General features: G+C 73.8%; 24 protein-coding genes and 2 pseudogenes. 15 read left to right on the forward strand and 11 right to left on the reverse strand.

Annotation, left to right across the window (positions count from 1 at the left end):
- Position 1: 1 nt before the first annotated feature.
- Positions 2 to 701 (reverse strand): annotated as a pseudogene (locus ABEA81_RS26450) (aldehyde dehydrogenase family protein).
- Here ABEA81_RS26450 and ABEA81_RS26455 point away from each other — a divergent pair.
- Positions 693 to 1766: an aspartate aminotransferase family protein gene (locus ABEA81_RS26455; protein WP_425570662.1), complete on the forward strand. Its 1074-nt coding sequence runs from the start codon at positions 693 to 695 to the stop codon at positions 1764 to 1766. The pseudogene ABEA81_RS26450 and the gene ABEA81_RS26455 sit on opposite strands and share 9 nt — an antisense overlap.
- Positions 1767 to 1926: 160 nt before the next feature.
- Positions 1927 to 2616 carry an FAD-dependent oxidoreductase gene (locus ABEA81_RS26460; RefSeq protein ID WP_425570663.1) on the forward strand — a complete coding sequence of 230 codons (690 nt, stop codon included), beginning with the start codon at positions 1927 to 1929 and terminating at the stop codon, positions 2614 to 2616.
- Here the strand turns inward: ABEA81_RS26460 and ABEA81_RS26465 are convergent, their stop codons facing one another.
- Positions 2617 to 3243: a TetR/AcrR family transcriptional regulator gene (locus ABEA81_RS26465; protein ID WP_345608174.1), complete on the reverse strand. Its 627-nt coding sequence runs from the start codon at positions 3241 to 3243 to the stop codon at positions 2617 to 2619.
- Positions 3244 to 3340: 97 nt separating this feature from the next.
- Here ABEA81_RS26465 and ABEA81_RS26470 point away from each other — a divergent pair, with 97 nt between their 5' ends.
- The gene (locus ABEA81_RS26470) at positions 3341 to 4849 is read left to right on the forward strand and encodes an FAD-dependent monooxygenase (protein WP_345608176.1); all 1509 of its coding nucleotides are present in this window, start codon (positions 3341 to 3343) and stop codon (positions 4847 to 4849) included.
- Between the two features lie 193 nt (positions 4850 to 5042).
- Positions 5043 to 5492 (forward strand): hypothetical protein, encoded by a 450-nt coding sequence (locus ABEA81_RS26475; protein WP_345608178.1) that lies wholly within the window; start codon positions 5043 to 5045, stop codon positions 5490 to 5492.
- Between the two features lie 75 nt (positions 5493 to 5567).
- On the opposite strand, the gene ABEA81_RS26480 is transcribed toward ABEA81_RS26475, so the two are convergent.
- The gene (locus ABEA81_RS26480; protein ID WP_345608180.1) at positions 5568 to 7208 is read right to left on the reverse strand and encodes an aldehyde dehydrogenase family protein; all 1641 of its coding nucleotides are present in this window, start codon (positions 7206 to 7208) and stop codon (positions 5568 to 5570) included.
- The gene (gene lat / locus ABEA81_RS26485) at positions 7205 to 8512 is read right to left on the reverse strand and encodes an L-lysine 6-transaminase (RefSeq protein ID WP_345608182.1); all 1308 of its coding nucleotides are present in this window, start codon (positions 8510 to 8512) and stop codon (positions 7205 to 7207) included. The genes ABEA81_RS26480 and lat overlap by 4 nt, the downstream gene beginning before the upstream one ends.
- Before the next feature lie 82 nt (positions 8513 to 8594).
- Between lat and ABEA81_RS26490 the strand changes: the two genes are divergently transcribed.
- Positions 8595 to 9035 carry an Lrp/AsnC family transcriptional regulator gene (locus tag ABEA81_RS26490; protein WP_345608184.1) on the forward strand — a complete coding sequence of 147 codons (441 nt, stop codon included), beginning with the start codon at positions 8595 to 8597 and terminating at the stop codon, positions 9033 to 9035.
- Here ABEA81_RS26490 and ABEA81_RS26495 read toward each other — a convergent pair.
- Positions 9026 to 9271 (reverse strand): hypothetical protein, encoded by a 246-nt coding sequence (locus ABEA81_RS26495; RefSeq protein ID WP_345608186.1) that lies wholly within the window; start codon positions 9269 to 9271, stop codon positions 9026 to 9028. The genes ABEA81_RS26490 and ABEA81_RS26495 overlap by 10 nt on opposite strands.
- 146 nt (positions 9272 to 9417) lie before the next feature.
- Here ABEA81_RS26495 and ABEA81_RS26500 point away from each other — a divergent pair, with 146 nt between their 5' ends.
- Positions 9418 to 11937 (forward strand): DNA translocase FtsK, encoded by a 2520-nt coding sequence (locus ABEA81_RS26500; protein ID WP_425570664.1) that lies wholly within the window; start codon positions 9418 to 9420, stop codon positions 11935 to 11937.
- Positions 11938 to 12064: 127 nt separating this feature from the next.
- Here ABEA81_RS26500 and ABEA81_RS26505 read toward each other — a convergent pair whose 3' ends face one another.
- Together ABEA81_RS26505 and ABEA81_RS26510 are read right to left on the reverse strand one after the other, a co-directional pair.
- On the reverse strand, positions 12065 to 12895 hold the full coding sequence (locus ABEA81_RS26505; RefSeq protein ID WP_345608188.1) for a helix-turn-helix domain-containing protein: 831 nt from the start codon (positions 12893 to 12895) through the stop codon (positions 12065 to 12067).
- Between the two features lie 13 nt (positions 12896 to 12908).
- A complete protein-coding gene (locus tag ABEA81_RS26510; RefSeq protein WP_345608190.1) occupies positions 12909 to 13406 on the reverse strand; it encodes an amino-acid N-acetyltransferase in 498 nt (165 codons plus the stop codon).
- Between the two features lie 36 nt (positions 13407 to 13442).
- Here ABEA81_RS26510 and rimO point away from each other — a divergent pair, with 36 nt between their 5' ends.
- The 4 genes from rimO to ABEA81_RS26530 all read left to right on the forward strand — a co-directional run bounded on the left by rimO (position 13443) and on the right by ABEA81_RS26530 (position 17124).
- Positions 13443 to 14915, forward strand: a complete 1473-nt coding sequence (gene rimO, locus ABEA81_RS26515; protein ID WP_345608192.1) for a 30S ribosomal protein S12 methylthiotransferase RimO — start codon at positions 13443 to 13445, stop codon at positions 14913 to 14915.
- A complete protein-coding gene (pgsA, locus tag ABEA81_RS26520; RefSeq protein WP_345608194.1) occupies positions 14912 to 15499 on the forward strand; it encodes a CDP-diacylglycerol--glycerol-3-phosphate 3-phosphatidyltransferase in 588 nt (195 codons plus the stop codon). Before rimO ends, pgsA begins: the two co-directional genes overlap by 4 nt.
- A gap of 136 nt (positions 15500 to 15635) precedes the next feature.
- Entirely contained in the window at positions 15636 to 16070 is a 435-nt protein-coding gene (locus tag ABEA81_RS26525; protein ID WP_345608196.1) for a helix-turn-helix domain-containing protein, read from the forward strand.
- A 247-nt stretch (positions 16071 to 16317) separates the two neighbouring features.
- Entirely contained in the window at positions 16318 to 17124 is an 807-nt protein-coding gene (locus ABEA81_RS26530) for a PspA/IM30 family protein (RefSeq protein WP_345608198.1), read from the forward strand.
- Positions 17125 to 17127: 3 nt separating this feature from the next.
- Here ABEA81_RS26530 and ABEA81_RS26535 read toward each other — a convergent pair whose 3' ends face one another.
- Positions 17128 to 17610 carry an Lrp/AsnC family transcriptional regulator gene (locus ABEA81_RS26535; protein WP_345608200.1) on the reverse strand — a complete coding sequence of 161 codons (483 nt, stop codon included), beginning with the start codon at positions 17608 to 17610 and terminating at the stop codon, positions 17128 to 17130.
- A gap of 125 nt (positions 17611 to 17735) precedes the next feature.
- Between ABEA81_RS26535 and ABEA81_RS26540 the strand changes: the two genes are divergently transcribed.
- Positions 17736 to 20054, forward strand: a complete 2319-nt coding sequence (locus tag ABEA81_RS26540) for a transketolase-like TK C-terminal-containing protein (RefSeq protein ID WP_345608202.1) — start codon at positions 17736 to 17738, stop codon at positions 20052 to 20054.
- Here the strand turns inward: ABEA81_RS26540 and ABEA81_RS26545 are convergent.
- Positions 20023 to 20862, reverse strand: coding sequence for a DNA-formamidopyrimidine glycosylase family protein (locus tag ABEA81_RS26545; RefSeq protein ID WP_345608204.1), 840 nt, complete (start codon positions 20860 to 20862; stop codon positions 20023 to 20025). The two genes, ABEA81_RS26540 and ABEA81_RS26545, sit on opposite strands and share 32 nt — an antisense overlap.
- A gap of 191 nt (positions 20863 to 21053) precedes the next feature.
- Here ABEA81_RS26545 and ABEA81_RS26550 point away from each other — a divergent pair, with 191 nt between their 5' ends.
- Together ABEA81_RS26550 and ABEA81_RS26555 are read left to right on the forward strand one after the other, a co-directional pair.
- On the forward strand, positions 21054 to 22343 hold the full coding sequence (locus tag ABEA81_RS26550) for a sensor histidine kinase (RefSeq protein WP_345608206.1): 1290 nt from the start codon (positions 21054 to 21056) through the stop codon (positions 22341 to 22343).
- Positions 22343 to 22972 carry a response regulator transcription factor gene (locus tag ABEA81_RS26555; RefSeq protein WP_345608208.1) on the forward strand — a complete coding sequence of 210 codons (630 nt, stop codon included), beginning with the start codon at positions 22343 to 22345 and terminating at the stop codon, positions 22970 to 22972. The genes ABEA81_RS26550 and ABEA81_RS26555 overlap by 1 nt, the downstream gene beginning before the upstream one ends.
- Positions 22973 to 22981: 9 nt before the next feature.
- Here ABEA81_RS26555 and ABEA81_RS26560 read toward each other — a convergent pair whose 3' ends face one another.
- Positions 22982 to 23722, reverse strand: a complete 741-nt coding sequence (locus tag ABEA81_RS26560; protein WP_345608210.1) for a GNAT family N-acetyltransferase — start codon at positions 23720 to 23722, stop codon at positions 22982 to 22984.
- 59 nt (positions 23723 to 23781) lie between these two features.
- On the opposite strand from ABEA81_RS26560, the gene ABEA81_RS26565 reads away from it, so the two are divergent.
- Positions 23782 to 24075, forward strand: coding sequence for a DUF6412 domain-containing protein (locus tag ABEA81_RS26565; protein ID WP_345608212.1), 294 nt, complete (start codon positions 23782 to 23784; stop codon positions 24073 to 24075).
- A 97-nt stretch (positions 24076 to 24172) separates the two neighbouring features.
- Positions 24173 to 24862 (forward strand): annotated as a pseudogene (gene yidC / locus ABEA81_RS26570) (membrane protein insertase YidC); the annotation flags it as partial.
- Between the two features lie 31 nt (positions 24863 to 24893).
- Here yidC and ABEA81_RS26575 read toward each other — a convergent pair.
- On the reverse strand, positions 24894 to 25835 hold the full coding sequence (locus tag ABEA81_RS26575; RefSeq protein ID WP_345608215.1) for an alpha/beta hydrolase: 942 nt from the start codon (positions 25833 to 25835) through the stop codon (positions 24894 to 24896).
- Between the last annotated feature and the right edge of the window lie 40 nt (positions 25836 to 25875).

Raw genomic sequence — 25875 nt, forward strand, 5'->3', positions numbered from 1 at the left:
TTCAGCTGTCCAGGTTGGCCATGACGTGCTTCACACGCGTGTAGTCCTCGAATCCGTAGACCGACAGGTCCTTGCCGTAGCCCGAGTGCTTGAAGCCGCCGTGCGGCATCTCCGCGACCAGCGGGATGTGGGTGTTGATCCAGACGCAGCCGAAGTCGAGCCGCCTGCTCGTGCGCATGGCCCCGCCGAAGTCGCGCGTCCACACGCTGGAGGCGAGGCCGTAGCGCACACCGTTGGCGAGCCGGATCGCCTCCTCCTCGTCGGCGTAGCGCTGCACGGTGATCACCGGGCCGAAGATCTCGTTCTGGATCACCTCGTCGTCCTGCCACAGGCCGGACACCACGGCGGGTTCCAGGAAGAAGCCGCCGGAGAGGCCGCCGCCGGGGCGGGTGCCTCCGGTGGTGACGGTGGCGTGGTCGGGCAGCCGCCCCAGCAGGCCGGTGACGCGGTCGAGCTGGGTGCGGTTGTTCAGGCCGAAGAGCACGTCCTCGTCGTCGGGGCGGCCGGTGCGGGTGGCGCGCGGTGAGCGCGGCCACCAGCTCGTCGTGCACGGGCGCGGCGGCGAGCACGCGGGTGGCCGCCGTGCAGTCCTGGCCCGCGTTGAAGTAGCCGGACTCGGCGATGGTCTGCGCGGCGGCCCCGACGTCGGCGTCGTCGAACACGATCACCGGCGCCTTGCCGCCCAGCTCCAGGTGCACCACGCACCGGGCGACCTGAACCGGGTCTTCTTCACCACGGGCGGCGGCGAGGCGGTCGAGAGCGCGTGGAAGCTCGCCAAGCAGTACTTCAAGCTCACCGGCAAGCCCACCAAGCACAAGGTGATCAGCCGCCAGGTCGCCTACCACGGCACCCCGCACGGCGCGCTGTCGATCACCGGCGTGCCGGACTACCGGGTGCCGTTCGAGCCGCTGGTACCCGGCACGGCCAAGGTGCCCAACACGAACGCCTACCGGGCCCCCGAGCACGTGGCGGGCGACCTCGAGGCGTTCGGGCGCTGGGCGGCCGACCAGGTGGAGCAGGCGATCCTCGCCGAGGGCGCCGACAGCGTCGCCGCCGTGTTCGTCGAACCGGTGCAGAACGCGGGCGGCTGCCTCCCGCCGCCGCCCGGCTACTTCGAGCGGTTGCGCCAGATCTGCGACCGCCACGACGTGCTGCTCGTGTCCGACGAGGTGATCTGCGCCTTCGGCCGCATCGGGGCCACGTTCGCCTGCGACAGCTACGGCTACGTCCCGGACATCATCACCTGCGCCAAGGGCATGACCTCGGGCTACTCGCCGATCGGGGCGATGATCACCAGTGACCGGCTGTTCGAGCCGTTCCGCTCCGGCACGGCGACCTTCCTGCACGGCTACACGTTCGGCGGGCACCCGGTCTCGGCGGCCGTCGCGCTGGCCAACCTCGACATCTTCGAGCGGGAGGGCCTGAACGAGCACGTGCGCGTGCAGTCGCCGGTGTTCCGGGCCACCCTCGAGAAGCTGCTCGACCTGCCGATCGTCGGCGACGTCCGCGGCGAGGGCTTCTTCTTCGGCGTCGAGCTGGTCAAGGACAAGGTCACCAAGGAGACGTTCGACGCGCAGGAGTGCGAGCGGCTGCTGCGCGGCTTCCTCTCCAAGGCCCTGTTCGACGCCGGCCTCTACTGCCGCGCCGACGACCGCGGCGACCCCGTCGTCCAGCTCGCGCCGCCGCTCGTCGCCGGCCCGGCGGAGTTCGACGAGATCGAGCGGATCCTGCGGGAGGTGCTGACGGAGGCGTGGGCCAAGCTCTGAACCTCTGGCTCGAGCAGGTCGTCGCCGACGGCGACCCGCTCACGCCGCGCCCGCCGCTCGACGGCGACGCCGAGGCCGACGTCTGCATCGTCGGCGCCGCACCGGGCTCTGGACGGCGTACTCGCTGCTCCGCGGTGACCCGGCGCTGCGGGTGCTCGTGGTGGAGCGGGAGGTCGCCGGGTTCGGGGCGAGCGGGCGCAACGGCGGCTGGTGCTCGGCGCTGTTCCCGGCCGGGCGGGCCGCGCTGGCTCGCCGCCACGGGGCCGTCGCCGCGGACGCAATGCGCGCGGCGATGCGCGCCGCGGTGGACGAGGTCGGCACGGCCGTCGCGGACGAGGGCATCGACTGCGGCTGGGTGAAGGGCGGCACGCTGGTGCTCGCCCGCACGCGCGCACAGCTCACGCGGGCCCGCACCGAGGCGTCCGGCGGGCCCGACCGGGTGGAGCTGCTCGGGCCGGACGAGGCGTCCGTGCTGGTCGGGGCCGCCGGCGTGCTCGGGGCGACGTACACGCCCGACTGGGGCGGGCCGCTCGGCATCCCGCGCGACTGGCACGCAGGCGTCGGCCTCGGTCCCGACGGGCTCGGCTGGGCGGGCGGGTACGTGGGCGACGGCGTCGCCACGTCGAACCTCGCCGGCCGCACCCTCGCCGCCCTGGTCCTCGGCCGCGACGACCCCCTGGTCGGGCTGCCCTGGGTGGGCCACCGCTCCCGCCGGTGGGAACCGGAGCCGCTGCGCTGGCTGCTGGTGAACGCCGGCCTGCGCCCGATGACCGTCGCGGACGAGGAGGAGCGGCTGACCGGCCGGCCCAGCGTGCTCGCCACGTCGCTCGCCCGCGCCCTCGGCGGCTGATCAACGCCTCCCGTAGCCGCCGACGCCGTGTTCGAGCAGGTCGAAGGCCCGGTCCAGCACGCCGACCTGGTCGCGGCGCACCTCCTCGACGTCGTCGCCGTCCAGGATGCGCGAGACGGCGATCCCGAAGACCGAACCGATCACAGCGGTGAGCAGGCCTGCCACCACCCGCGTGCGCGTGGCGTCCGGGTCCTCCTCGGCGAGCACCGCGGCGAGCGCGTCCTCGATCTCGCGGCCCTGCTCGTGCATCCGTTGCACGAGCGCCGGGCTGGAGCGCAGCACCTGCCAGAACCCGACGACGCCCTCGATCGCCCCGGACAGGGGGTGGCGCGCGGCCAGCAGCTCGTGGTGGTGGCGGCGCATCGCCTCGACGACCGAGGTGCCCTCCGGCCGCTCGCGGACGACCTCCTCCAGTGCCGCGATCCGATCGGCGTGCCGGTCGAGGAAGAGGTCCTCCTTGCGCGGGAAGTAGTTGAAGACCGTCATCTTCGAGACGTTCGCCGCCTCCGCCACCTCGGCGACCGTGACGTTGTCGAAGCCGCGTGCCGCGAAGAGGGCGGTGGCCACATCCGCGATGCGGCGGCGGGTCGCCTGCTTCTTCCGTTCGCGCAGTCCCTGCTCCGGCATGCGTGTACTGTACCGGTCATAAACTTTTACTGGGTCCAAGATTGGGGGGAACGATGGACCACGAGGTGGTGATCGCCGGCGGGGGCCGGTCGGGCTGATGCTGGCGTGCGAGCTCGGGCTGGCCGGGGTGGAGGTGCTCGTGCTCGAACGGCGCACCGAGATCGACCCCACGCTGAAGGCCGGGTCGATCACCGTGCCCACCGCGGAGGCGCTCTACCGGCGGGGCCTGCTGCCGCCGCTCGTCGAGGAGCAGCGGCGGGCCTTCGAGCAGGTGGCCGCGTTCGTCGGGGCGGGGGAGCGGCCGAAGGCGCCACCCGTTGTCGGTCACTTCGCCGGGATCATGGTGGGGATCGGCGGTGTCGACTTCACCGATGCGGCCTTCCGCGACGCGGGCCCCGCCCAGGAGGTGCTGCTGGTACGCCAGCAGGCGATCGAGGCGGTGCTGGCCGAGCGGGCGCTCGCCTCGGGCGTCGGGTTCCGCCGCGGCGTGGACGTCACCGGGTTCGACGCCGGCGACGACGGCGTCGTCGTGCGGACGAGCGCCGGGACCGTGCGCGCCGGGTGGCTGGTCGGGTGCGACGGCGGCCGCAGCATCGTGCGCAGGCACGGCGGGTTCGACTTCCCGGGCACCGATCCGGAGATCACGGGACGGCAGGCCGTCGTCGAGATGACCGGGGCCGAGGGCCTGCGGCCGGGCTGGAACCGCACCGACACGGGCGTCTACGCGCACGGTCCCGTCCCGGGCCGGATCCTCACCGTGGAGTTCGACGGCCCGCCCGCCGAGCGCGACGAGCCCGTGACCGCCGCCGAGCTCGAGGGCAGCCTCCGGCGGGTGTCCGGCGCGGACGTGACGATCACGAACGTGCTCTCCGCGACCCGCTACACCGACAACGCCCGGCAGGCGAGCACCTACCACCGCGGCCGCCTGCTGCTGGCGGGCGACGCCGCGCACGTCCACTCCCCGTTCGGCGGCCAGGGGCTCAACCTGGGGATCGGCGACGCGGTGAACCTCGGGTGGAAGCTCGCCGCCACGATCCGGGGCCACGCGCCCGACGGGCTGCTCGACAGCTACACCCGCGAGCGGCACCCCGTCGGGGAGTGGGTGCTGGACTGGACGCGCGCGCAGGTCGCGCTGATGCGCCCCGAGCCGCGCACCCGCGCGCTGCAGAAGGTCGTCGGCGACCTGCTCGCCACCCCCGACGGTGCCACCTACCTGGCGAAGCAGCTGTCCGGTGTGCTGCACCGCTACGACCTCGGCGGCGACCATCCCCTGGTCGGCACCGGCGCGCCCGACCTGGAGCTCGCCGACGGCAGCAGGCTGGGGGAGCACTGCCACGACGGCCGCCCCCTGCTGCTCGACCTCGCCGACTCGCCCGCGGTGCGCGAGACCGCCGAGCGGTGGGGCGAGCGCGTGCACGTCGTCACGGCCAAGGCGGCGGCAGCGATGCCGATCACCGGCCTGCTCGTCCGCCCGGACGGCTACATCGCGTGGGTGTCGGAAGGCGCCGGCGTCGAGGGCCTGGCCGATGCGCTCGGGTCGGTGGCCCGGCCGGTCGCCGGTCGATCCGATCGCGACCGATACCGTGATCGGCGGTCGGATGGCTGATGTCGGGGCGGGGGCGCGGTTGATCGGCCGGGTAGGGACATCGGTGCAGTTCGTGTTCCCTTCCGCTGATCACGCGCATGCGTTCGGCCGGGATCTCGTGGGCGCGTTCGGAAGCCGAACACCCGGCGGAACGCTGCACTCGGCCGGACTTCGGAGCAGGCATCCACCTCGCCGGAGCGGGTATCCGCTCGAGGTGGAGCGGGAAGTGCGCGTGCGCGAGGTCGAGGAGCTGTCCGGCCGGTCGGGCACGACGCGGTTCGTCCTGCGCGACGACGCCGACAACGAGTACACGACGTTCCGCGACCGCATCGGTCGGGAGGCGATCCGGTTCCGGGGCAAGCGGGCCCGCATCGAGTTCCACGAGGAGGACCGCAGGGGCTTCCACAACGTCTACCTCGACGCCATCGGCCCAGCCGCGCAACCCTCGGGCTCCTCGGACCGGCCCGAGGGCCACCGCGACACACAGCCGGCCGACGAGTCGGCCTGGGACACGGCGGTCGAGGCGGCCCCGTGGATCATCGGCACCCGCGAGCCGCAGGAGGCGGTGCCGCCCGAGGAGCTCTACGAGCGGCTGCACCCGTTCAAGGAGCTCGTCGCCGACGACATCCGCCGGGCGGGCGCGGAGGATGACGAGTCCACGTGACAGGCCGCTGGTACGACAGCGGTACCACCGCCCGTGGCCGACGGGCGTCACACACCGACTGCGAGCGGCGTGGCGTCACGCTTCGGGCAGGCGGAACCCCGCGTCTGCCGGGAGCTGGGCCGTGTCCATCTGCGCCTTCTGCAGCTTCCCCGCGTAGTCCCAGTTCATCGACTGCCACCGCGTGAACTGGTCCAGCACCCAGATACCCGACTGCCGGCTCCCGTTCCCGGAGCGGCCGTTCCCGCCGAACGGCAGGTGCGCCTCGGCCCCTGACGTCGAGTTGTTCACGCTCACCATGCCGGCGCTCACCCGCTCCCGGAACCGGAAGGCGTGCACCGGGGTGCAGGTGTAGATCGACGCGGAGAGGCCGTAGCCGTGCCCGTTCGCCAGGGCGATGGCCTCGTCGAAGGTCTCGAACCCCGCGACGCCGACGATCGGGCCGAACGTCTCGGTGCGGTAGAGCGCGTCGCCGGCCACCACGCCGTCGACGATCGTGGGGTGCGAGTAGATCCCGGGCTCGCCGGTGAAGTCGCCACGGGGGTTGGCGGGCGTGATCCGGCCGGTGCCGGTGGAGCCGTGCAGGGTGTGGTGGGGCCGCACGAGGTCGAGGTGCCGTTCGAACCCCGCCTGGAACCGCGCGGAGATCATCGGCCCGTAGAGGACGTCGGTGCGGGTCGGGTCGCCGATCGCGGCGGCCCGGACGGCCGCGTCGAAGCGGCGCAGGAACTCGTCGTGCACCGACTCGTGGACGATCGCCGTGCCCAGCGACGTGCAGCGCTGGCCTGCCGTGCCGAACCCGGAGAACAGCGCGCCCTCGACGGCGAGGTCGAGGTCGGCGTCGGGCATCACGACGAGCGGGTTCTTGCCGCCCAGCTCGAGGCACGGGGTCTGCAGGTGGCGCCCCGCGAGCTCGCCGACCCGCACGCCCACCGCGGACGAGCCGGTGAAGCCGATCTTGTCGACGAGCCCGGCGTCGAGGGCGGCGGACAGCCCGTCGAAGGTGGTGGCGCCGTCGGCCAGCACCGTGTTCAGCACACCGTCGGGGAGCCCGCCGCGCACGAACAGCTCGGTGAACGCCCCGGCGATCGCGGGCGTGTACTCGGCGGGCTTCCACACCACGGTGTTGCCGCAGAGCAGCGCCGGCACCAGGTACCAGGACGGCACGGCGACCGGGAAGTTCCCCGCCGTCAGGATCGCGGCCACCCCGACCGGCACGCGGAAGGTGAACAGCTGCTTGTCCGGCATCTCGCTGGGCACGGTCTGCCCGTAGAGCCGCCTGCCCTCGCCCGCGAAGAACGCGCAGGTGTCGATGACCTCCTGCACCTCGCCGCGCGCCTCGGCGATCGGCTTGCCGATCTCGCGGGTGACGAGGGCTGCGAGCGACTCCTTGTTCGCCTCGACGAGGCGGCCGATCTGCTCGACCACCCGGCCGCGGACCGGGGCCGGCACGGCGCTCCACGCGCGCTGCGCGTCCCGGGCCGTACGGCAGGCCTCGACGAACAGGCCGGCGTCGGCGAGCAGTGCCGCGGCGACCGGCTCCTCACGGGCGGGGTCGAGCGAGGTGAGTCGCCCACCCGGGGCGTCGTCCCACCACCTGCCGCCGACGAAGGCGCCGACGAGACGCGGCGCCTCGGCCGCAGCAAGGTGGCTCTGCTCCGGTTCAGCTGGAGCAAAGCCACCTTGCTGCAGCTCCGGGGCCGGGTGCCGCACGCTCATGCCTGCACCACCCGCGCCAGCGCGGCGACGGCGAGGTCGAGCTCGTCCTCGGCGATCGTCAGGGCGGGGCGGAACCGGATCGAGCGCTCGCCACCGCCGAGGATCAGGACCTTCTCGTCGCGGTGCAGCCGGCGCAGGGCCGCATCCCGTGCCTCGGGCGTGGGCAGGTCGACCGCGACGAACAGGCCGCGGCCCCGCACGTTGTCGATCGCCGGTACCGTGGCGAGCCCGTCCAGCAGCCGCTTCCCGAGCGCCGCGGCCCGGTCGATCAGGCCCTCCGACTCGATCACCTCGAGGTACCGGCGGGAACGCACCATGTCGGTCAGCCCCCCACCCCACGTGGAGTTGATGCGGGAGGGCACGCGGAACACGTTGTCGGGCACCTCGTCCACCCGGCCGCCTGCCATGATCCCGCAAACCTGCAGCTTCTTGCCGAACGCGACGACGTCGGGCCGCAGGCCCAGCTGCTGGTACGCCCACGCGGTGCCGGTCATGCCGCCGCCGGTCTGCACCTCGTCGAGCACGAAGAGGGCGTCGTGCTCGTGGCACAACTCCTGCATCGCCTGCAGGAACTCGGCCCGCATGTGGTTGTCGCCGCCCTCGCCCTGGATGGGCTCGGCGATGAAGCAGGCGATGTCGTGCGGGTGCGCGGCGAACGCGTCCCGGGCCTGCGCGAGGGCACGGGCCTCCACCTCCTCGACCGCCGCCCGATGATCTGCGACGTCGATCGGGAACCGCATGGCCGGGACGTCGATGCGCGGCCAGTCGAACGTCGGGAAGAGCGCGGTCTTGCGCGGGTCGGTGTTGGTGAGCGACAGCGTGTAGCCGCTGCGGCCGTGGAACGCCTTGCGCAGGTGCAGCACCTTCGTGCCGAGCTGTTCGGGCCTGCCGCGCAGCGCGTTGTGCCGGCGCTTCCAGTCGAACGCGGTCTTGAGCGCGTTCTCGACGGCGAGCGCCCCGCCCTCGACGAGGAACAGGTGCGGCAGCGCGGGGTCGCCGAGCACGCGCTCGAACGTCTCGACGAACTCGGCCATGTGCGTGGTGTAGATGTCGGAGTTCGACGGCTTGTTGACCGCCACCTCGGTGAGCTCGGCGCGGAACGCCGCGTCGTCGGCGAGTGCCGGGTGGTTCATGCCCAGCGGGGCCGAGGCGAAGAAGCTGAACATGTCGAGCCAGCGGGACCCGTCGCGGGCGTCGACCAGCCACGATCCGCGGGTCGCCCGGGTGTCGAGCACGAGGTCGAAGCCGTCGACGAGCAGGTGCCGGCGCAGCGTGTCGTGGACGCGATCCGGGGTGACGGTCATGGCCGCCAGTGTCGGTTCGGTGATCGTCGGTGCGCAGCGCGTCGAGCGTCGGTATCGGTGACGAAGTGCCACGATGTGTGCCGTGCCACCGACGGATCGTCAGCTCGACGACCTCGACCGCCGCGTGCTCGCCCACCTGGCCGGCGACGGCCGCGCGTCGATGGCCGAGGTCGGCCGCGCGGTCGGGCTGTCGCGCACCGCCGTGCTGGCCCGGGTGCAGCGCCTCGAGCGGGCCGGCGTGATCCGCGGATACCGGGCCGACGTGGTGCTGCCGGGCACTCCGGCCGCGCACCGCGCCCGGGTCGGCGTTGTCGTGCGTACGGCGGACGTGGCCGGCTACGTCCGCAGGCTCTCCGCGATGCCGGGGGTGACCGAGATCGAGTCGGTGACCGGCGAGTACGACCTGATGGTGCTGGTCACCGCCCCGAGCGCCGGTGAGCTCGACGCCGTGCTCGACGGCATCCAGGGCTGGCGCGAGACCGTGCGGACGACGACGTGGGTGGTGCTGACGCGCTACCGCTGAACGAGCTGGTCGAGGTCGAGCCGGACCCGGAACGGCTCCTCGGTCGTGAACACGCCGGTGACGGCGGGGGCGTCGGCGTAGCCGAACTCGCCTGCCCGGTGGCAGGCGGTCAGGGAGGGCCGGGGGTCGATCTCGACGATCCAGTGGTGCGGGATCCCGGAGTCGGCGTACTCCCCGTGCTCGATCGCGTGGTCGGTGCGCTCCGATCCGACCGACACGATCTCGACCGCGAGCACGACCTCGCCGGCGCGAAGGATGCCGCCTTCCAGCTCCCGGCGGTCATGGCACGAAGTGTGGCACGCGACACCGACGGATCCCGGACGCCGGGCTCGGAGAGTGTCGGTCACCGGACCGGGGGTCAGTCCCCGATAACCTCGGACGCATGGCAGGACGGACGACCGCAGGCGGCGGCCGGAGCACGGCGGCGATGTCCGGGGCGTCGTCGGGCCGGTCCTCCCGGCGCAAGCCGGCGTCCCGGTCCACCGCGCGCGGCCGGTCGGGATCGAGCCGCCGCGCACCCGCGCGGAGGCAGCCCGACCTGATCGACCGCGGAATCGACGGCGTCGGCCGGGGCATCGCCCGGTTCGGCCGGTCGGTCGGCCGCGCCGTGGGCCGCACCCGCGAGCTCGACCCCGCCCACCGCCGTGACGGGCTGGGCGTGGCGCTGCTCGTGCTCGGGGTGGTGGCCGCGGCCGGCATCTGGTGGGGAGCGGGCGGGCCGGTCGGGGGCTGGGTCTCCAGCGCGGTGGCCGCGGTCGTCGGGCTCGGCGCGGTGGCGCTCCCCGTGGTCGTGGTCGCGGCCGGTGTGCTGCTGATGGCCTCGCGGCCGCATCCGGAGTCCCGCCCGCGGATCGCCGTGGGCTCGCTGCTGCTCGCGCTCGGCGTGCTCGGACTCGTGCACATCGCGGCAGGCCGGCCGGACGAGCCCGCCGAGTGGTCGCAGGGCGGCGGGGCGATCGGTTACGTCGCGGCCACCCCGCTCGCCACCGGGCTGACGTCGTGGGTGGCGGTCCCCGTGCTCGCGCTGCTGTCCGGGTACGCGTTCCTCGTCCTCACCGCCACCCCCGTGCGCGAGGTGCCGAACCGGTTCCGCCGGCTCACCGGGCAGGCCGTCGAGGAGCCCGCTCCGGCCGCCGGCGAGCCCGGCGAGAAGAAGGACGCAGAGGCGCCCTCGATCGCGCTGCGGCGCCCGTCGCGCAGGCGGCAGGCCTCCCGGGTGGCCGACGTCTACCGGGACGACGCCGCCGACACCCCGGATGCGCTCGACCCGCCCGCCGCCGACGCGCCGGCTCAGCCCAAGCGCAAGCCCGCCGCCGTGCCGGCCACGCCACCGGCCGAACCCGAGCCCGACGCCGCTGTGGGGGAGCAGCTGCGCCTCACCGTGCAGCCGGCCGCCGAGGACGCCGTCCCCTACAAGCTGCCGCCGAGCGACCTGCTGCCGTCCGGTCCGGCGCCGAAGACCCGCAGCCGCGCCAACGACGCGATGATCGAGGCGATCAGCGGCGTGCTGGAGCAGTTCAACGTCGACGCGCAGGTCACGGGCTTCACCCGGGGCCCGACCGTCACCCGGTACGAGATCGAGCTGGGCCCGGCCGTGAAGGTCGAGAAGATCACCCAGCTGCAGCGCAACATCTCCTACGCCGTCGCCACCGACAACGTGCGGCTGCTCGCGCCGATACCCGGCAAGTCGGCCGTCGGCATCGAGGTGCCCAACACCGACCGCGAGATGGTGCGCCTGGGCGACGTGCTGCGCTCGTCGGCCGCCCGCTCCGAGCAGCACCCGCTCGGCATCGGCCTGGGCAAGGACATCGAGGGCCACTTCCTCGTGGCGAACCTCGCGAAGATGCCGCACCTGCTGGTGGCGGGCTCCACGGGCTCCGGCAAGTCGAGCTTCGTGAACTCGATGCTGGTGTCGCTGCTGTCGCGGGCCACGCCGGACGAGGTCCGGATGATCCTCATCGACCCCAAGATGGTCGAGCTCACGCCGTACGAGGGCATCCCGCACCTGATCACGCCCATCATCACCCAGCCGAAGAAGGCCGCCGCGGCGCTCGCCTGGCTCGTGGAGGAGATGGAGCAGCGCTACCAGGACATGCAGGCAAACCGGGTGCGCCACATCGACGACTTCAACCGCAAGGTGCGCTCCGGCGAGATCACCGCGCCGCTGGGCAGCGAGCGGGAGTACCGGCCCTACCCGTACATCCTGTGCATCGTCGACGAGCTGGCCGACCTGATGATGACGGCGCCCCGCGACGTCGAGGACGCGGTGGTGCGGATCACCCAGAAGGCCCGTGCCGCCGGCATCCACCTCGTGCTCGCCACGCAGCGCCCGTCCGTCGACGTGGTGACCGGTCTGATCAAGACGAACGTCCCGTCCCGGCTGGCGTTCGCCACGTCGTCGCTCACCGACTCCCGCGTCATCCTCGACCAGCCCGGCGCCGAGAAGCTCATCGGCATGGGCGACGGGCTGTACCTGCCGATGGGTGCGGGCAAGCCGGTCCGCATGCAGGGCGCGTTCGTCGGCGACGACGAGATCTCGTCGGTCGTCGCGTTCACCAAGGAACAGGCCGAGCCGACCTACACCGAGGGCGTCACCGCGCAGAAGGCGGGCGAGGCCAAGGAGATCGACCCGGACATCGGCGACGACCTCGACGTGCTGGTGCAGGCCGCCGAACTGATCGTCACCTCGCAGTTCGGGTCGACCTCGATGCTGCAGCGCAAGCTGCGCGTCGGGTTCGCGAAGGCCGGCCGGCTCATGGACCTGCTGGAGACCCGCGGGATCGTCGGGCCGTCGGAGGGCTCAAAGGCCCGTGAGGTGCTGATCAAGCCGGACGAGCTGGAGAGCGCGCTGTTCCTCATCCGGGGCGGCGGCCCGGCGCCGGACGACGAGGACGAGGAGTAGCCCAGGGGCAGCTGGGCGTCGGCTGATCGCACACATCGACCGGAGGCCGCACAGACGGCCGGGGATGTGTGCGATCCCGCGAAGGTGTGTGCGGTCCGGGCACCGAGGCAGGGGCCGCGGGATGGGCTCAGCGGCCGGTCCGCTCCGCGAGCCACGCGGTAGCGGGGATGCCGGCGAGGTCGCGGAAGTCACGGGACAGGTGGGCCTGGTCGACGTAGCCGGCGTCGGCCGCGACGTCCGCCAACGCCGGCCGGTCCGGCGTGAGCAGCCGGTCGCAGGCGCCCTCGAAGCGGATCACGCGGGCCGCGGCCTTGGGGGCGAGCCCGATCTCCGTGCGGAACCTCTCCGCCAAGTGGCGCCTGCTCCACCCGACCTCGCGCGCCAGCTCCTCGATGCGCAGGTTGCCGCCGGTCTCGGCGAGCCGGTCCCAGGCGTAGCCGACCTCCGGGAGCACCCCGTGCTCGCCGCGCCCGCGTCGCAGCAGCGCGGTGAGCTCGGCGTCGAGCAGCGCGAATCGCTCCGCCCAGCCGCCCGCCGAGGCCAGCCGGTCCAGGAGCGTGGCGGCGTGGCCGGGCAGGAGCGCGGCGAGGTCGACGGTGTCGCCTGCGAGGGCGCCGGCCGGCACCCCGAGCAGCGCGCGGGCGCCGCGCCAGGTGAGCCGCAGCTGCAGGCCCGTCTGCGGGTCGCCCTGGGCGATGCGGGCCGGGGCGTCGTGCAGCCCGCCGACGGCCGCGGCGAAGCTGCCCGGCGGCTTGGCGGGGTCGGCGTTGCCGAGCACCTCGACGCGGCCGTGGAGGCAGAACAGGAATGTGAGGTGGGCCGACGCCACGCCCTGGTGCACCGACTGCGGCCCCGCATCCTGCCGGTAGCCGGTGTACGCGCTGACGTACGGGCGCAGCCACGCCGCCGGCGCGCGCCCGCCCACGCGGAACGCGCCCTCGACGACGGAGGCGCTCACGCCCCGAGGTTACCTACAGCTGCAGCAGCATCCGCACGTTGCCGAGGGTGTTCGGCTTCACGTGCGCCAGGTCCAGGAACTCGGCCACACCGGCGTCGTAGGAGCGCAGCATCGCGGCGAACACGTCCGGCTCCACTGGCGTGCCGTCGATCTCGACGAACCCGTGGCGGGAGAAGAACTGCTTCTCGAACGTGAGCACGAACAGGCGCTGCAGGCCGAGCTCGCGGGCACCGGAGATCAGCTGCCCGACGATGGCGTGCCCCACGCCGCGCCCGACCACGCGCGGGTGCACCGCCACGGTGCGGATCTCGCCGAGGTCCTCCCACAGCACGTGCAGCGCGCCGCAGCCGACCACCTCGCCGTCGAGCTCCGCCACCAGGAACTCCGGCACGGACTCGTAGAGCGTGACCATCTCCTTGGCCAGCAGCACGCGTCCCGAGTACACGTCGACGAGCTCTTTGATCGTCCGGACGTCGGCGGTGCGTGCCCGCCGCACGAGTGGTGTCGCCACGACCCGTCAGATTAGAGAAGGCCGCCGGATACCCTGGTGCCCGTGCCCGAACCCGACGCTCCGCGGCGTGCCGCCCTGCTCACCCTCGGCTGTGCTCGCAACGAGGTCGACTCGGAGGAGCTCGCCGGTCGCCTCACGGGTAGCGGGTGGGAGCTGGTGGACGCCGACTCCGGCACCGCCGACGTGATCGTCGTGAACACCTGCGGGTTCGTCGAGCAGGCCAAGAAGGACTCGATCGACACACTGCTCGCCGCGTCCGACGCCGCGGCGCCCCGGGGCGCGAAGGTCGTGGCCGTCGGCTGCCTCGCCGAACGCTACGGCGCCGAGCTGGCGGAAAGCCTGCCGGAGGCCGACGCCGTGCTCGGCTTCGACGCCTATCCCGAGCTCGCCGAGCGGCTCGGCGACGTCATCGGTGGTCACGCCCCGGCCCCGCACGTCCCGGTCGACCGGCGCACGCTGCTGCCGATCTCCCCCGTCGAGCGGCCCGCCGCCGCGGGCGACCTCGCCGTCCCCGGCCACGCGTGGGTGCCCGACCTCGCGCGCACCCGGCTCTCGGACGCCCCGGTCGCCCCGCTCAAGCTCGCCTCCGGCTGCGACCGCCGCTGCGCGTTCTGCGCCATCCCGTCGTTCCGGGGCGCGTTCGTCTCGCGGCCGCCGGACGACGTCGTGGCCGAGGCCGCGTGGCTGGGTATGCACGGCGTCCGCGAGCTCGTGCTCGTCAGCGAGAACTCCACGTCCTACGGCAAGGACCTGCCCGGCGGCACGACCGCGCTCGCGCGGCTGCTGCCCCGGCTGGTCCACGTACCGGGCATCGACCGCGTCCGGGTGTCGTACCTGCAGCCGGCGGAGCTTCGTCCCGACCTGCTCGAGGTCATCGCCACCACCCCGGGCGTCGCGCCCTACTTCGACCTGTCGTTCCAGCACGCGAGCCCCGCCGTGCTGCGCCGGATGCGGCGGTTCGGCTCCCGTGAGGACTTCCTCGGGCTGTGCGAGCGCATTCGCGCGCGCGCGCCGGAGGCCGGGATCCGCAGCAACGTCATCGTCGGCTTCCCCGGTGAGACCGAGGACGATCTCGCAGAGCTGGAGGCGTTCCTCACCGGCGCGCGCCTCGACGCCGTCGGCGTGTTCGGCTACTCCGACGAGGACGGCACCGAGGCCGCCGGCTACGACGGCAAGCTCCCGCCGGAGGAGATCGCCCGCCGCGTCGAGCACATCACCTCGCTCGTCGAGGAGCTGATGGCCCAGCGCGCCGAGGACCGCGTCGGCACCGAGGTCACCGTGCTCGTCGAGGCCGAGGAGGACGAGGACTTCGAGTGCACCGGGCGGGCCGACCACCAGGCCCCCGAGGTCGACGGGGAGTGCGTGCTCGAGCGCGGCTCGGGCCTCGAGGTCGGGGAGCTGGTGCGGGCCGTCGTCACGGGCACCGAGGGCACCGACCTGCTCGTCTCCCCGCGGGAGCGGCTACCGCGCAGCGAGCTCGCCGCGGCGGGCGCCCGGGGGTCGGGGTGAGCTCTGCACCGGCGAGCCCACCGCCGCTGCTGAACATCGCGAACGTCCTCACGGGTGTCCGGCTGCTGCTGGTGCCGGTCTTCCTCGTCGTGCTGTTCGTCGAGGACGGCACGGACGTGGGCTGGCGCCTGGCGGCCACCGGCGTCTTCGTGCTCGCCGCGATCACCGACCGGTTCGACGGCGAGCTCGCCCGCAGCCGCGGTCTCGTCACGGCGTTCGGCACCATCGCCGACCCCATCGCCGACAAGGCGCTCACCGGCTCGGCGCTCGTCGGCCTGTCCATGCTGGCGCAGGTGCCGTGGTGGGTCACGATCGTGATCATGGGGCGGGAGCTGGGAATCACCGTGCTGCGGTTCTGGGTGCTGCGCCACGGCATCATCCCGGCCAGCCGCGGCGGCAAGCTGAAGACGCTGTGCCAGGCCATCGCGATCGGGCTCTTCCTGCTCCCGCTGCCCGAGGCGGGAGCGGTCTGGGTGCTGCGGTGGGCCGTGCTCGGCCTCGCGCTCGCGCTCACCGTCGGCACCGGGGTGGACTACGTGCTGCGCGCGGTGCGGCTGCGAGCGGCGGCGACGGCCACCGGTTGACGGGGCTGCGGCTGCGTGTTCGCCGTGGGCGGACGCGACGGGCCGTGAACCCGGCGACGCGGCGGGGCGGGAGTCGGTACGGTGATCTCACCGGGTGTGCTGGCGACTGTGCCCGGCGGATGAGGAGGAGGGTCGCATGGCGGTGCTGATGCGAGAGGCGATCGGCGGCAGCCTGCGGCGCGTGCGCACGGCGCGCAGACGCACGCTGCGGGACGTGGCGCGGCGCGCGCGGGTGAGCCTCGGCTACCTCTCCGAGGTCGAGCGCGGTCGCAAGGAACCCTCCAGCGAGCTGCTCGCCGCCATCTGCGAGGCACTCGAGATCGCGCTGCACGACCTGCTCGCCGAGGCCGCCGAGGCCATCGCCGCCGAAACCGTCGCGGCCGAGGCCGCCCGCCTGCGCCGCCCGATCGGGCTGCGCCACATGGACCTGCGCCTGGCCACGGCCGACGACGACGGCCCGTTCACCCCGGTGTCGCCGGTGGCACCCGTCGCCCCGGTGGCGCCGCGTCCCGCCGTCCCGCAGCCCGCGGCCCCCCGTCCGGTGGCGCTGGCGTCCGTCCGCGCCGCCTGATCCGTCCCGCTTCCACGGGCGCCCGCTTTCGCGGCGGGCGCCCGTTCTCGTGTTCGCGGGCGCTCGGACGTCCGCGTACTCAGCTCCGGCCCGGTAGCCTGAGGTCCGGGTCGCCCCGACGGTGGCCTCCGGATCATCCCCGATATCGTCGCCGATCAGTGGAAGCCGGAGACATCCGGTGCCACGATGGGGCTCGGAACGGACGGACAGGCAGCGGCGAGCGCGCCGCACTCGGAGGGCGGAGCAGATGGCCAACGGTTTCACGAAGGCCTGGAAGTACCTGATGGCGCTGTTCTCGTCCAAGGTCGACGAGTACGCCGACCCGAAGGTCCAGATCCAGCAGGCCATCGAGGAGGCCCAGCGGCAGCACCAGGCGCTGTCCCAGCAGGCCGCTGCGGTGATCGGCAACCAGCGGCAGCTGGAGATGAAGCTCAACCGCCAGCTCGGGGAGATCGAGAAGCTGCAGGCGTCCGCGCGGCAGGCGCTCGTGCTCGCCGACCAGGCCCGCGCCGCGGGCGACGAGACCACCGCGCAGCAGCGTGAGCAGGCCGCGCAGGCGTTCGCCACCCAGCTGGTCACCGCCGAGCAGTCCGTCGAGGACCTCAAGACGCTGCACGACCAGTCCATCCAGGCCGCCGGGCAGGCCAAGCAGGCCGTCGAGCGCAACTCGATGATGCTGCAGCAGAAGATCGCCGAGCGCACCAAGCTGCTCAGCCAGCTGGAGCAGGCCAAGATGCAGGAGCAGGCCGCTGCCTCGCTGCGGCAGATGACCGAGCTCGCGGCACCGGGGAGCACGCCGTCGCTGGAGGAGGTCCGCGACAAGATCGAGCGCCGCTACGCCAACGCGCTCGGCCAGGCCGACCTGGCGGCCAACTCCGTGCAGGGCCGCATGCTGGAGGTCCAGCAGTCCACCGTGGACATGGCGGGCGCCAGCCGCCTGGAGCAGATCCGCGCCTCGCTGCACGGCGCCCCCGTGGCGGGCGAGGTCACCGCGGGCGACCAGGCCGCTGCCCCCACCCAGATCAACAAGCAGCAGCAGCCCGGTACCGCCTGAGGGTCAGGCGCCGCGCGTGACCCGCTCCAGCAGCGGGGACACGCGGTGCTCCACGAGCGTGCGCATCACGAGCGAGGTGGTGGTGCGCTCGACACCGTCGGTAGCGAGCAGCAGGCCGGCGATCCGGTAGAGGTCGTCGGCGTCGCGGGCCACGACGCGCACCAGGAGGTCGCTCGGGCCCGAGAGGCCGAGCACCTCGAGCACCTCGGGGACCTCCCGCAGGGCCGCGCCGACCTCCGCGAGCATGCGCTGCGTCACCTGCACCATGACGAACGCCGTGAGCGGGTAGCCAAGCGCCGACGGGTCGATGCGTCGCTCGAACGAGGTGAGCACCCCGCGGGCCTCCAGCCCGGCGAGCCGGGCCTGCACGGTGTTGCGCGACAGCCCGGTGCGTTCGGCGAGGGCCAGCACCGTGGCCCGCGGGCTCTCGGCGAGCGCGAGGAGAAGCCGCGCGTCGGTGGCGTCGACCCCGTCGGTACTGCGCACAGTGCCCGCTCCTCTCGGCGACTGCCCGGCTCCCTCTGAGCATTCTGCTCGACGGGGCGACTTGTGGTTGTGCATTCCGTGCCCAGGTGCTGCCATTCGACGGCAGTCTGGCACGAGGAGGAAACATGACGAGCGTCGCCCCGCGGCCCGGCGCGGCCGCACCCTCGCTGGAGTCGCTGCGCGAGATCGAGAAGCGGGTGCTGTGGCTGGCCACGGCGATCGTGCACCACGCCAACCGGGTGCGCCCGAACGCGAGCGGCCTGAAGGTCGGGGGCCACCAGGCGTCCAGCGCGTCGATGGTGTCGATCATGACGTCGCTGTGGTTCTCCCACCTGCGGCCGCAGGACCGGGTCTCGGTCAAGCCGCACGCATCGCCGGTGCTGCACGCGATCAACTACCTGCTCGGCGAGCTCGACGAGCGGTACCTCACCACGCTGCGGGCGTTCGGCGGGCTGCAGGCCTACCCCTCGCGGTCCAAGGACCCGGATCCGGTCGACTACTCCACGGGCTCGGTCGGGATCGGCGCGACGGCGCCGATCTGGGGTGCGCTCGCCCGCCGCTACCTCGCCTCCACCGGCGCCGAGGCGGGGAGCGGGCGGCAGTACGCGCTGCTGGGCGACGCGGAGCTGGATGAGGGGGCGTGCTGGGAGGCGGTCCTCGACCCGATGGTCGCCGAGCTCGGCGAGGTCGTCTGGATCGTGGACGTCAACCGGCAGTCGCTCGACCGGGTCGTCCCGAACATCGGCGTGCCCCGGCTGCAGGGCATGTTCGGGGCGGCGGGCTGGCAGGTCCTCACGGTCAAGTACGGGCACCTGCTCGAGGAGCTGTTCACCCGGCCCGGCGGGGCGGCATTGCGCGGGCGCATCGACGAGATGCCAAACCCGGAGTACCAGCGGCTCCTGCGCTGCACGCCCGCGCAGCTGCGGGAGCGGCTGCCCGGCAGCGATCCGGAGCTCGGCCGCCTCGTCGCCGACCTCGACGACGCCACCCTGCACGCCGCGGTGCGCAACCTCGGCGGCCACGACCTCGCCGCGCTCGACCAGGCCCTCTCCTCGATCGACGACGCCCGGCCCACGGTGATCTTCGCGTACACGGTGAAGGGCTACGGCCTCGCCACGGAGGGCCACCCGCAGAACCACTCGTCGCTGCTCACGGACGCGCAGTTGGCGTTGCTCGCCGAGCGGCTCGGGACCTCGGCCGAGGACCCGTGGGTGCGGTTCCCGGACGGTTCGGATGCCGCCCGGCTCTGCGCCGACGTGGCGTGGCGGCTGCGCCGCGAGCCCCCGGCGCCGCCGCGGCCGCCGGCGATCCCCACCGACTTCGGCCGTACGCCGGGCGGCACGGCCACCACCCAGGCCGCGCTGGGGCGGGCCCTGCTCGACCTCACCCGCTCGGCGCCCGACGCGGCGCGGCGGGTCGTGACGCTGTGCCCGGACGTCAGCTCGTCCACCAACCTCGCCGGCTGGGTGAACAAGGTCGGGGTCTGGTCGGCCCGGGAGCGGGTGGACTGGTTCGCCGACGACCCGGAGACGATCCTGCACTGGCGCGAACGGCCCACCGGGCAGCACCTCGAGCTGGGCATCGCCGAGACCAACCTCGTCGGGCTGCTCGGCGAGCTCGGCGCCACCTGGAGCCGGTGGGGAGAACCGCTGCTGCCCATCGGCGTGCTCTACGACCCGTTCGTCGAGCGCGCGCTCGAACCGTGGTCGTTCGGGATCTACGCAGGCGGCCAGTCGATCCTCGTGGGCACGCCGTCCGGGGTGTCGCTGGCTCCCGAGGGCGGCGCCCACCAGTCGGTCACCACCCCGTCCATCGGGCTGGAACAGCCCGGCTGCGTCGGCTACGAGCCCGCGTTCGCGATCGACGCCGAGTGGACGCTACTGGCGTCGCTCGCGCGGTTGGGTCGTCCCGACGGCACCTCCGCCTACCTTCGGCTGTCGACCCGGCCGGTCGACCAGGCGCTCGCCGCCGTCCCCGCCGACCCGGCCGCCCGCGAGCACCGGCGGCGCCAGGTCGTGGCGGGCGCCTACCCGCTGCGCCGCACGTCGGCCGAGCCCGCCGTCACGCTCGTGGCGATGGGAGCCCTCGTCCCCGAGGCGCTCACGGCGGCGGACCGGCTGGACGCCCTCGGGATCCCCGCCGATGTCGTGTGCGTGACCAGCCCGGGTCTGCTGTTCGAGGCGATGCAGGCCCGCGCGGGCCGCGGTGCGGGCGAGCCGTGGGTCCTCGACGCGGCGTTCCCCGCCCGGCGTGCCGCGCCGATGGTCACGGTCCTCGACGGCCACCCGCACACGCTGGCCTTCCTCGCCGGGATCAACCAGGTCCGGGCCGCGCACCTCGGGGTCACGCGGTTCGGCCAGTCCGGCGACCTCGGCGACGTGCACCGCCACCACGGCGTCGACGCCGAGAGCGTCATCCGGGCCGCCCTCGACCTGAGCCCCTGACGCCGCCGCGGGGCGACGGGCCGGGTTGGCAGGTCGGGCACCACCAGGCGATGCGGGCGTGGACGCCGTCGCCCTGGTGCGCGGTGCGGATGCGGGTGCCGCAGCGGCGGCAGCGCTGCCCGCCACGGTCGTACACCCAGGTCGTGCGGCCGCGGGCGAGCTCGCCGGTGGTCGACTGCTGCGGGCGGTCGGCGTTGCGCAGCAGCAGGGTGCGGGCGAGGTCGATCGCGGCGGCCGGGTCGGGGACGTCGCGCACGAGCGTCCACGGGGAGAGGCCGAGCAGGAAGCACACCTCGGTCTTGTAGAGGTTGCCGACGCCGGCCATCACCCGCTGCTCGAGCAGCACGAGGCCCAGCTCGGACTCACCGCGGGCGGTGAACCGGCGCAGCGCCTCCGCCGCGTGCTCGTCGCTCCAGTCCGGGTCCAGCAGGTCGGGGCCCAGGTGCCCGACGAGCCGGTCCTCCTCGGCGGTGGGCAGCAGCTCCATGTCGTGCAGGTTGAACCCGACGGCCGTGCGCTCGGCCGTCTCCAGGACGGCGCGGGCCTGGTGGGCGGGCCGCTGCCACGGCATGCCGGGCCGGTAGAGGTGCCAGGCGCCGTCCAGGCGCAGGTGGCTGTGCAGGCTGCGGCCGTCGTCGAACCGGGTGAACAGGTGCTTGCCGACGGAGGCGACGTCGAGCACCGTGCGGCCCGCGAGGTCGTGCTCCACGAGCTGCGGGTGGCGCAGCTCGCCGCGCACCAGCGACTGCCCGGCCAGCGCCGCCCGCAGCCGCGCCGCGGTGAGGTGGACGGTGTCGCCCTCGGGCACGTGGGCGACGGTAGCGCAGCCCGCCGGGCATCCACCGATCGACGGATCCTCCTGCCGGTGCTCCGGTCGATCACAGGGCCCTCGCCGTCGCGCACCATGGATGCCGTGCCGGGAGACGCGGAGCGAGCGCATCGCGGGGTTGCGCCCGCACCGGGGGACCGCGGATACCGTGTGCGAGTGGGAGGCGGGGGGTGAGCGCGTCGTCCGGGGCCGAGCAGACGGCGCGCCGGCTCGACGCGGTCGAGCACCGCATCGACATCGCGATCGGCCGCTACGCCCCGTACGCGGGACTGGCGATCGGTCTCGCGCTCACCCCGCCCTTCCTCGCGGACGGCCCGGTATGGCCGTGGCTGGTCGTCGGGGTGCTGGTCCCGGTGACGGCGGCGTGGTGCGCGGTGTTCACGAGGGGCGAGCGGCCGCGGGCGGAGCGTCCCGTCGCGGGCGCCGTCTACGTGGGTGGGCTGCTCGCGTTGATGGCCGCGCTGGTCCACGCCTCGCCGCTCTTCGCCTTCCAGGTGCTGGCCGTCTACCTCCACGCCTTCGCGTTCCTGCGCGGCCGGTGGCGCTTCGTCGCGGTCGTGACCGGTGCGGCGATCGTCGCGTACGCGCAGGTCGGGGGCAGGTTCGTCGAGTTCACCTCGGGGCTCGGGCCGGCCGTGGCCGTGCTCACCGTGGCCAACGCCATCCTCGGGGGTGGGGGCACCTACTTCGGGGTCTTCATGTCGGAGCAGAACCAGCGCCGGCGCGAGGTCATCGACCAGCTGGGCGCCGCGAACCGGCGGCTGTCGGAGGCCCTCGACGAGAACGCGATCCTGCATGCGCAGCTGCTCGCCCAGGCCCGGGAGGCCGGGGTGCTCGACGAGCGGGCCCGGCTGGCCCGGGAGATCCACGACACGATCGCCCAAGGCCTCACCGGCGTCGTGACCCAGCTCGAGGCGGCAGGCGCGTCCGGCGGCGATCCGGAGGTGCGGGGCCGGCACATCGACACGGCGCGGGCGCTGGCCCGGGAGAGCCTCACGGAGGCCCGCCGCTCGGTGGACGCGCTCGGTCCGCGGCAGCTCGCGGAGGCGCACCTGCCCGACGCCGTCGCCGAGATGGCGAAGCGGTGGGCCGAGGCGAGCGGTGCCGAGCTCGTCCTCGACACCACCGGCGACCCACGCCCGCTGCTGCCCGAGCTGGAGGTCACGCTGTTCCGGGTGGCGCAGGAGGCACTGGCGAACGTGGGCAAGCACGCGGCCGCCCGCCGCGTCGGGCTCACGCTGTCCTACATGGACGACGTGGTGGTGCTCGACGTCCGCGACGACGGGTGCGGGTTCGAGCCCGATGCGACGCGCGGCGCGGTGGAGGGATCCGGGTTCGGGCTGGTGGCGATGGAGCAGCGGGTGCGCCGGGTGGCCGGCACCTTCAGCGTCGAGAGCGCGCCGGGCGAGGGCACGGCGCTCTCCGCGAGCGTGCCGGCGATCCCGGCGGAGGTCAGGTGATGGATCCGATCCGGGTGCTGATCGTCGACGACCACCCCGTCGTGCGCGACGGCCTGCGCGGCGTCCTCGAGGGGGAGCCGGACATGCGGGTCGTCGGCGAGGCGGGCCACGGCGCCGAGGCGCTCGCGCGGGTGGCGGCCACCCCGGTCGACGTCGTGCTGATGGACCTGCGGATGCCGGTCATGGGCGGCGTCGAGGCGATCGGGGAGCTGCACCGCACGACGCCGGGGGCGCGGGTGCTGGTGCTCACGACCTACGACACCGACCGGGACGTGCTCCCGGCGATCGAGGCGGGCGCCACCGGCTACCTGCTCAAGGACACCCCGCGCGAGGAGCTGCTGCGCGCCGTCCGTGCCGCCCACCGCGGGGAGGCAGTGCTGTCGCCGACGGTCGCGGGGCGGCTCATGGGCCAGGTCCGCGCCCCGGCGCAGGACGCGCTGTCGGCGCGGGAGCTGGAGGTGCTGCGGCTCGTCGCGGAGGGCTCCACCAACCGGGAGACGGCGCAACGGCTGTTCATCAGCGAGGCGACGGTCAAGACGCACCTGCTGCACATCTACGCCAAGCTCGCGGTGCGTGACCGCGCGTCGGCGGTGGCGGCCGGCTACCAGCGGGGCCTGCTCACCGGCTAGTGCGGGGCACTAGGACGTCGGGATCGGGGTGCGGAGTGCGTAGAGGACGTCCTCGCGCTCGTGCACGAAGCCCAGCCGGGCGGCGACGCCGCGGCTGCCGGTGTTGTCCGGCGACGTCGACCACGTGGGCACGTGGCCGCGGGCGCGGATGTCGGTGACCAGCGCGCCCGCGCACGCGGTGGACAGCCCCTTCCTGCGGTGCCCCGGCTCGGTCACCACTCCGATGTCCTCGTAGGTGCCGCCGACGTAGAACGGCACGGCGATCGCGGCGACCCGGCCGTGCACCAGCGCCCCGCGCGCGACGCCCGCCGCGAGCATGCCGGGCACCCCGCCCCAGGTCTCCGCGATCCACGCGCTGTCGGTGTCGAGGGCGGCGAGCGCGGGCGCGTCGTCGGGGGTGAGCAGTCGAATGGCCGGGTCGGGCGCCGGTACCGCGGTGTCGGCGGGCAGGACGGCGATCAGGCGGTCCCACGGTGCGACGCGGGGGTCGCACGCCCGCAGTGCGGGCAGCCACCCGGGTGGGGCGTCGACGAACCCGGAGCGTCCCGCCAGCGCGTCCGGCGGCAGGCAATCCGGGTCGCCGCGCACCGAGAGGTTGCCGGGCAGCTCGGCGATCACCACGCGGGGGTCGGGCCAGCGGTCGACCTGAACCCGGCCGTTGCCGGTGCGCGCGACGTGCTCGAAGACCAGCGGCCCCGGGCGTTCGGGCGCGAACCAGGGGCGCAGCGCATCGGGCGCGACGGTGAGCACGCCGTGGAGCGTGCCGTGACGCGGGGTGGGGCGCCAGCGATTACCGGTAGTGTGGTGACGTGGCTCCGATCCTGCGACTCATCGCTGTCGCCGGAGCCGTCTTCGCGATGCTGGCGGGCACCGCCGCCGAGCCCGCCCTCCTCGTCGGTGCACTCGGCACGCTGGTCGTCGCATGGGCCGTGGCCCGCGAGGTCGCCACCGTCCTGCCCGTGCTCACCGGCACCGGCCCGGTCGTCGCCGCCCGCGACCACCACCGGGCACTCGCCCGCAGGCCCGTGCCCCGCCACCGCGACCCGGACGCCCCCGGCCACACCCGCTCCCGAGCGCCGTCGGAGATCCTCCCGGCGGCGTAGGCACACCTCCACGCCGCCGGTCGACGTGTCCCGACCCGGCTACCCGTGGAGTGCTGCCTTGTTGTTCGATCCTCTCTACTACGCCGTCTCCGGCGTCATGTGGTGCTGGCACCAGCTGTTCGGACTCGTGTTCGGCCCGGCGAGCGGCGCCGCATGGGCCCTGTCCGTCGGGTTCCTCGTGCTGACGCTCCGAGCCCTGCTGATCCGGCCGTTCCTGGCCCAGGTGCGGTCCGGCCGGGTGCTGCGCGAGATCGCGCCACAGCTCGCCGAGCTGCGCACCCGCCACGCCGACGACCCCGCCCGGCTGTTGCAGGAGACCAGCGCCCTGCAGCGGGAGCACGGCGTGAGCGCCGGAAGCATGCTCCTGCCGATCCTGCTGCAGGTGCCGGTGTTCTTCGGCCTGCTGCACGTGCTGACCGGCTTCCACACGGGGCTGGCGAACTACGCGTTCGGCCCCGACGAGGTCCGCTCGTCCCTCGAGGCCCGGCTGTTCGACGTGCCGCTCTCGGCGTACCTGAGCATGCCGCTCGAGGCGGTGGGCGGGCTCGCCGACCGCTGGGACATCGCGGTCGTCACCGTGCCGCTGATCCTGCTCGCCGCCCTCGCCACGCACCTCACCGCCCGGCTGTCGCTGCGCCAGCAGCCCGCCGACGGCCCGCTCGCGGGCATCATGCGGTGGACGCCGTGGGTGTTCCCGCTCGGCGTCCTGGTGGGCGAGGCGTTCTTCCCGTTCCCGGTGGCGATCCTGATCTACTGGCTCACGAACAGCGTGTGGACACTGGGTCAGCAGTGGCTGGTGCTCGGCGCCGAGGGGTCGGCTAGAGCCCCAGTGCCCGGCGCAGCACCCCCAGCTCCTCGTCCGCCTGACGGCGGCTCACCGCGGCCTGCTCCACCATCGACGAACCGTGGAACGTCCCGGGGAATGCGTGCAGCTCGACGGAGACGCCGGCCTGCATGAGCCGCTGGGCGTAGGCGATGCCCTCGTCGCGGAGCGGGTCGAACTCCATCACCGAGACGTAGGCCGGCGGCAGGCCGGCCAGGTCGGTGGCCCGGGCCGGGGCGGCGTAGACCGGGACGTCCGCCCCGCCCCGCTTCCCGACACCGAGGTAGGAGTCCCAGCTGACAACGGCGTTGGGCTGGTTCCAGATCGGCGTGTCGGTGAACGCCAGCATGCTCGGCGTGTCGAGGCGGTCGTCCAGCTCGGGGATGCCGAGGTACTGGAACGCGATCCGCGGGCCGCCCCGGTCGCGGGCGAGCAGCGCCAGCCCCGCACAGAGCCCACCACCCGCGCTCTCGCCGTGGATCGCGATGCGGTCCGGGTCGACGCCGAGCGCGTCGGCGTTCTTCGCCGTCCACACGAGCCCCGCGTAGCAGTCCTCGAGGGGAGCGGGGTACGGGTGCTCGGGAGCGAGCCGGTACTCCACGGTGACGACCACGACGCCGAGCTCCCGGGCGAGCCTCACGTTCAGCGCGTCGAAGATGTCGATGGTCCCGACGATGAAGCCGCCACCGTGGACGTCGTAGATCGCGGCGGGCGCCGTGACCCGCTCGGGGGTGAAGATCCGAAGGCGGACGTCCGGGGCACCGTCCGGGCCGGGGACGAGCTCGTCGCGGACCGTCACACCGGAGCGGTCGGGCTCGCCGTACACGGCCGCGAACGTCTCGACCATCTGCACGCGGGCGCTCGGGATGTCGCTCATCTCGGTGGGCGGCATCGCCGCGACGGCCTCGGCGAGCTCGGGGTCGAACGGGTACGTCATGGGTTCCTCCGCAGCGACGGCGATCGGGACTCGGGCCTGA

This window comes from Pseudonocardia adelaidensis (assembly GCF_039543345.1).
Classification (GTDB): domain Bacteria; phylum Actinomycetota; class Actinomycetes; order Mycobacteriales; family Pseudonocardiaceae; genus Pseudonocardia; species Pseudonocardia adelaidensis.

Coding starts and splice junctions, on each gene's coding strand:
- ABEA81_RS26480 (WP_345608180.1), bottom strand. CDS start 7,208: ATGAGCGTGCGGCACCCGGCCCCGGAGCTGCAGCAAGGTGGCTTTGCT.
- ABEA81_RS26500 (WP_425570664.1), top strand. CDS start 9,418: ATGGCAGGACGGACGACCGCAGGCGGCGGCCGGAGCACGGCGGCGATG.
- ABEA81_RS26530 (WP_345608198.1), top strand. CDS start 16,318: ATGGCCAACGGTTTCACGAAGGCCTGGAAGTACCTGATGGCGCTGTTC.
- ABEA81_RS26540 (WP_345608202.1), top strand. CDS start 17,736: ATGACGAGCGTCGCCCCGCGGCCCGGCGCGGCCGCACCCTCGCTGGAG.
- ABEA81_RS26575 (WP_345608215.1), bottom strand. CDS start 25,835: ATGACGTACCCGTTCGACCCCGAGCTCGCCGAGGCCGTCGCGGCGATG.
- ABEA81_RS26470 (WP_345608176.1), top strand. CDS start 3,341: ATGCTGGCGTGCGAGCTCGGGCTGGCCGGGGTGGAGGTGCTCGTGCTC.
- ABEA81_RS26555 (WP_345608208.1), top strand. CDS start 22,343: ATGGATCCGATCCGGGTGCTGATCGTCGACGACCACCCCGTCGTGCGC.
- ABEA81_RS26525 (WP_345608196.1), top strand. CDS start 15,636: ATGGCGGTGCTGATGCGAGAGGCGATCGGCGGCAGCCTGCGGCGCGTG.
- ABEA81_RS26465 (WP_345608174.1), bottom strand. CDS start 3,243: ATGCCGGAGCAGGGACTGCGCGAACGGAAGAAGCAGGCGACCCGCCGC.
- lat (WP_345608182.1), bottom strand. CDS start 8,512: ATGACCGTCACCCCGGATCGCGTCCACGACACGCTGCGCCGGCACCTG.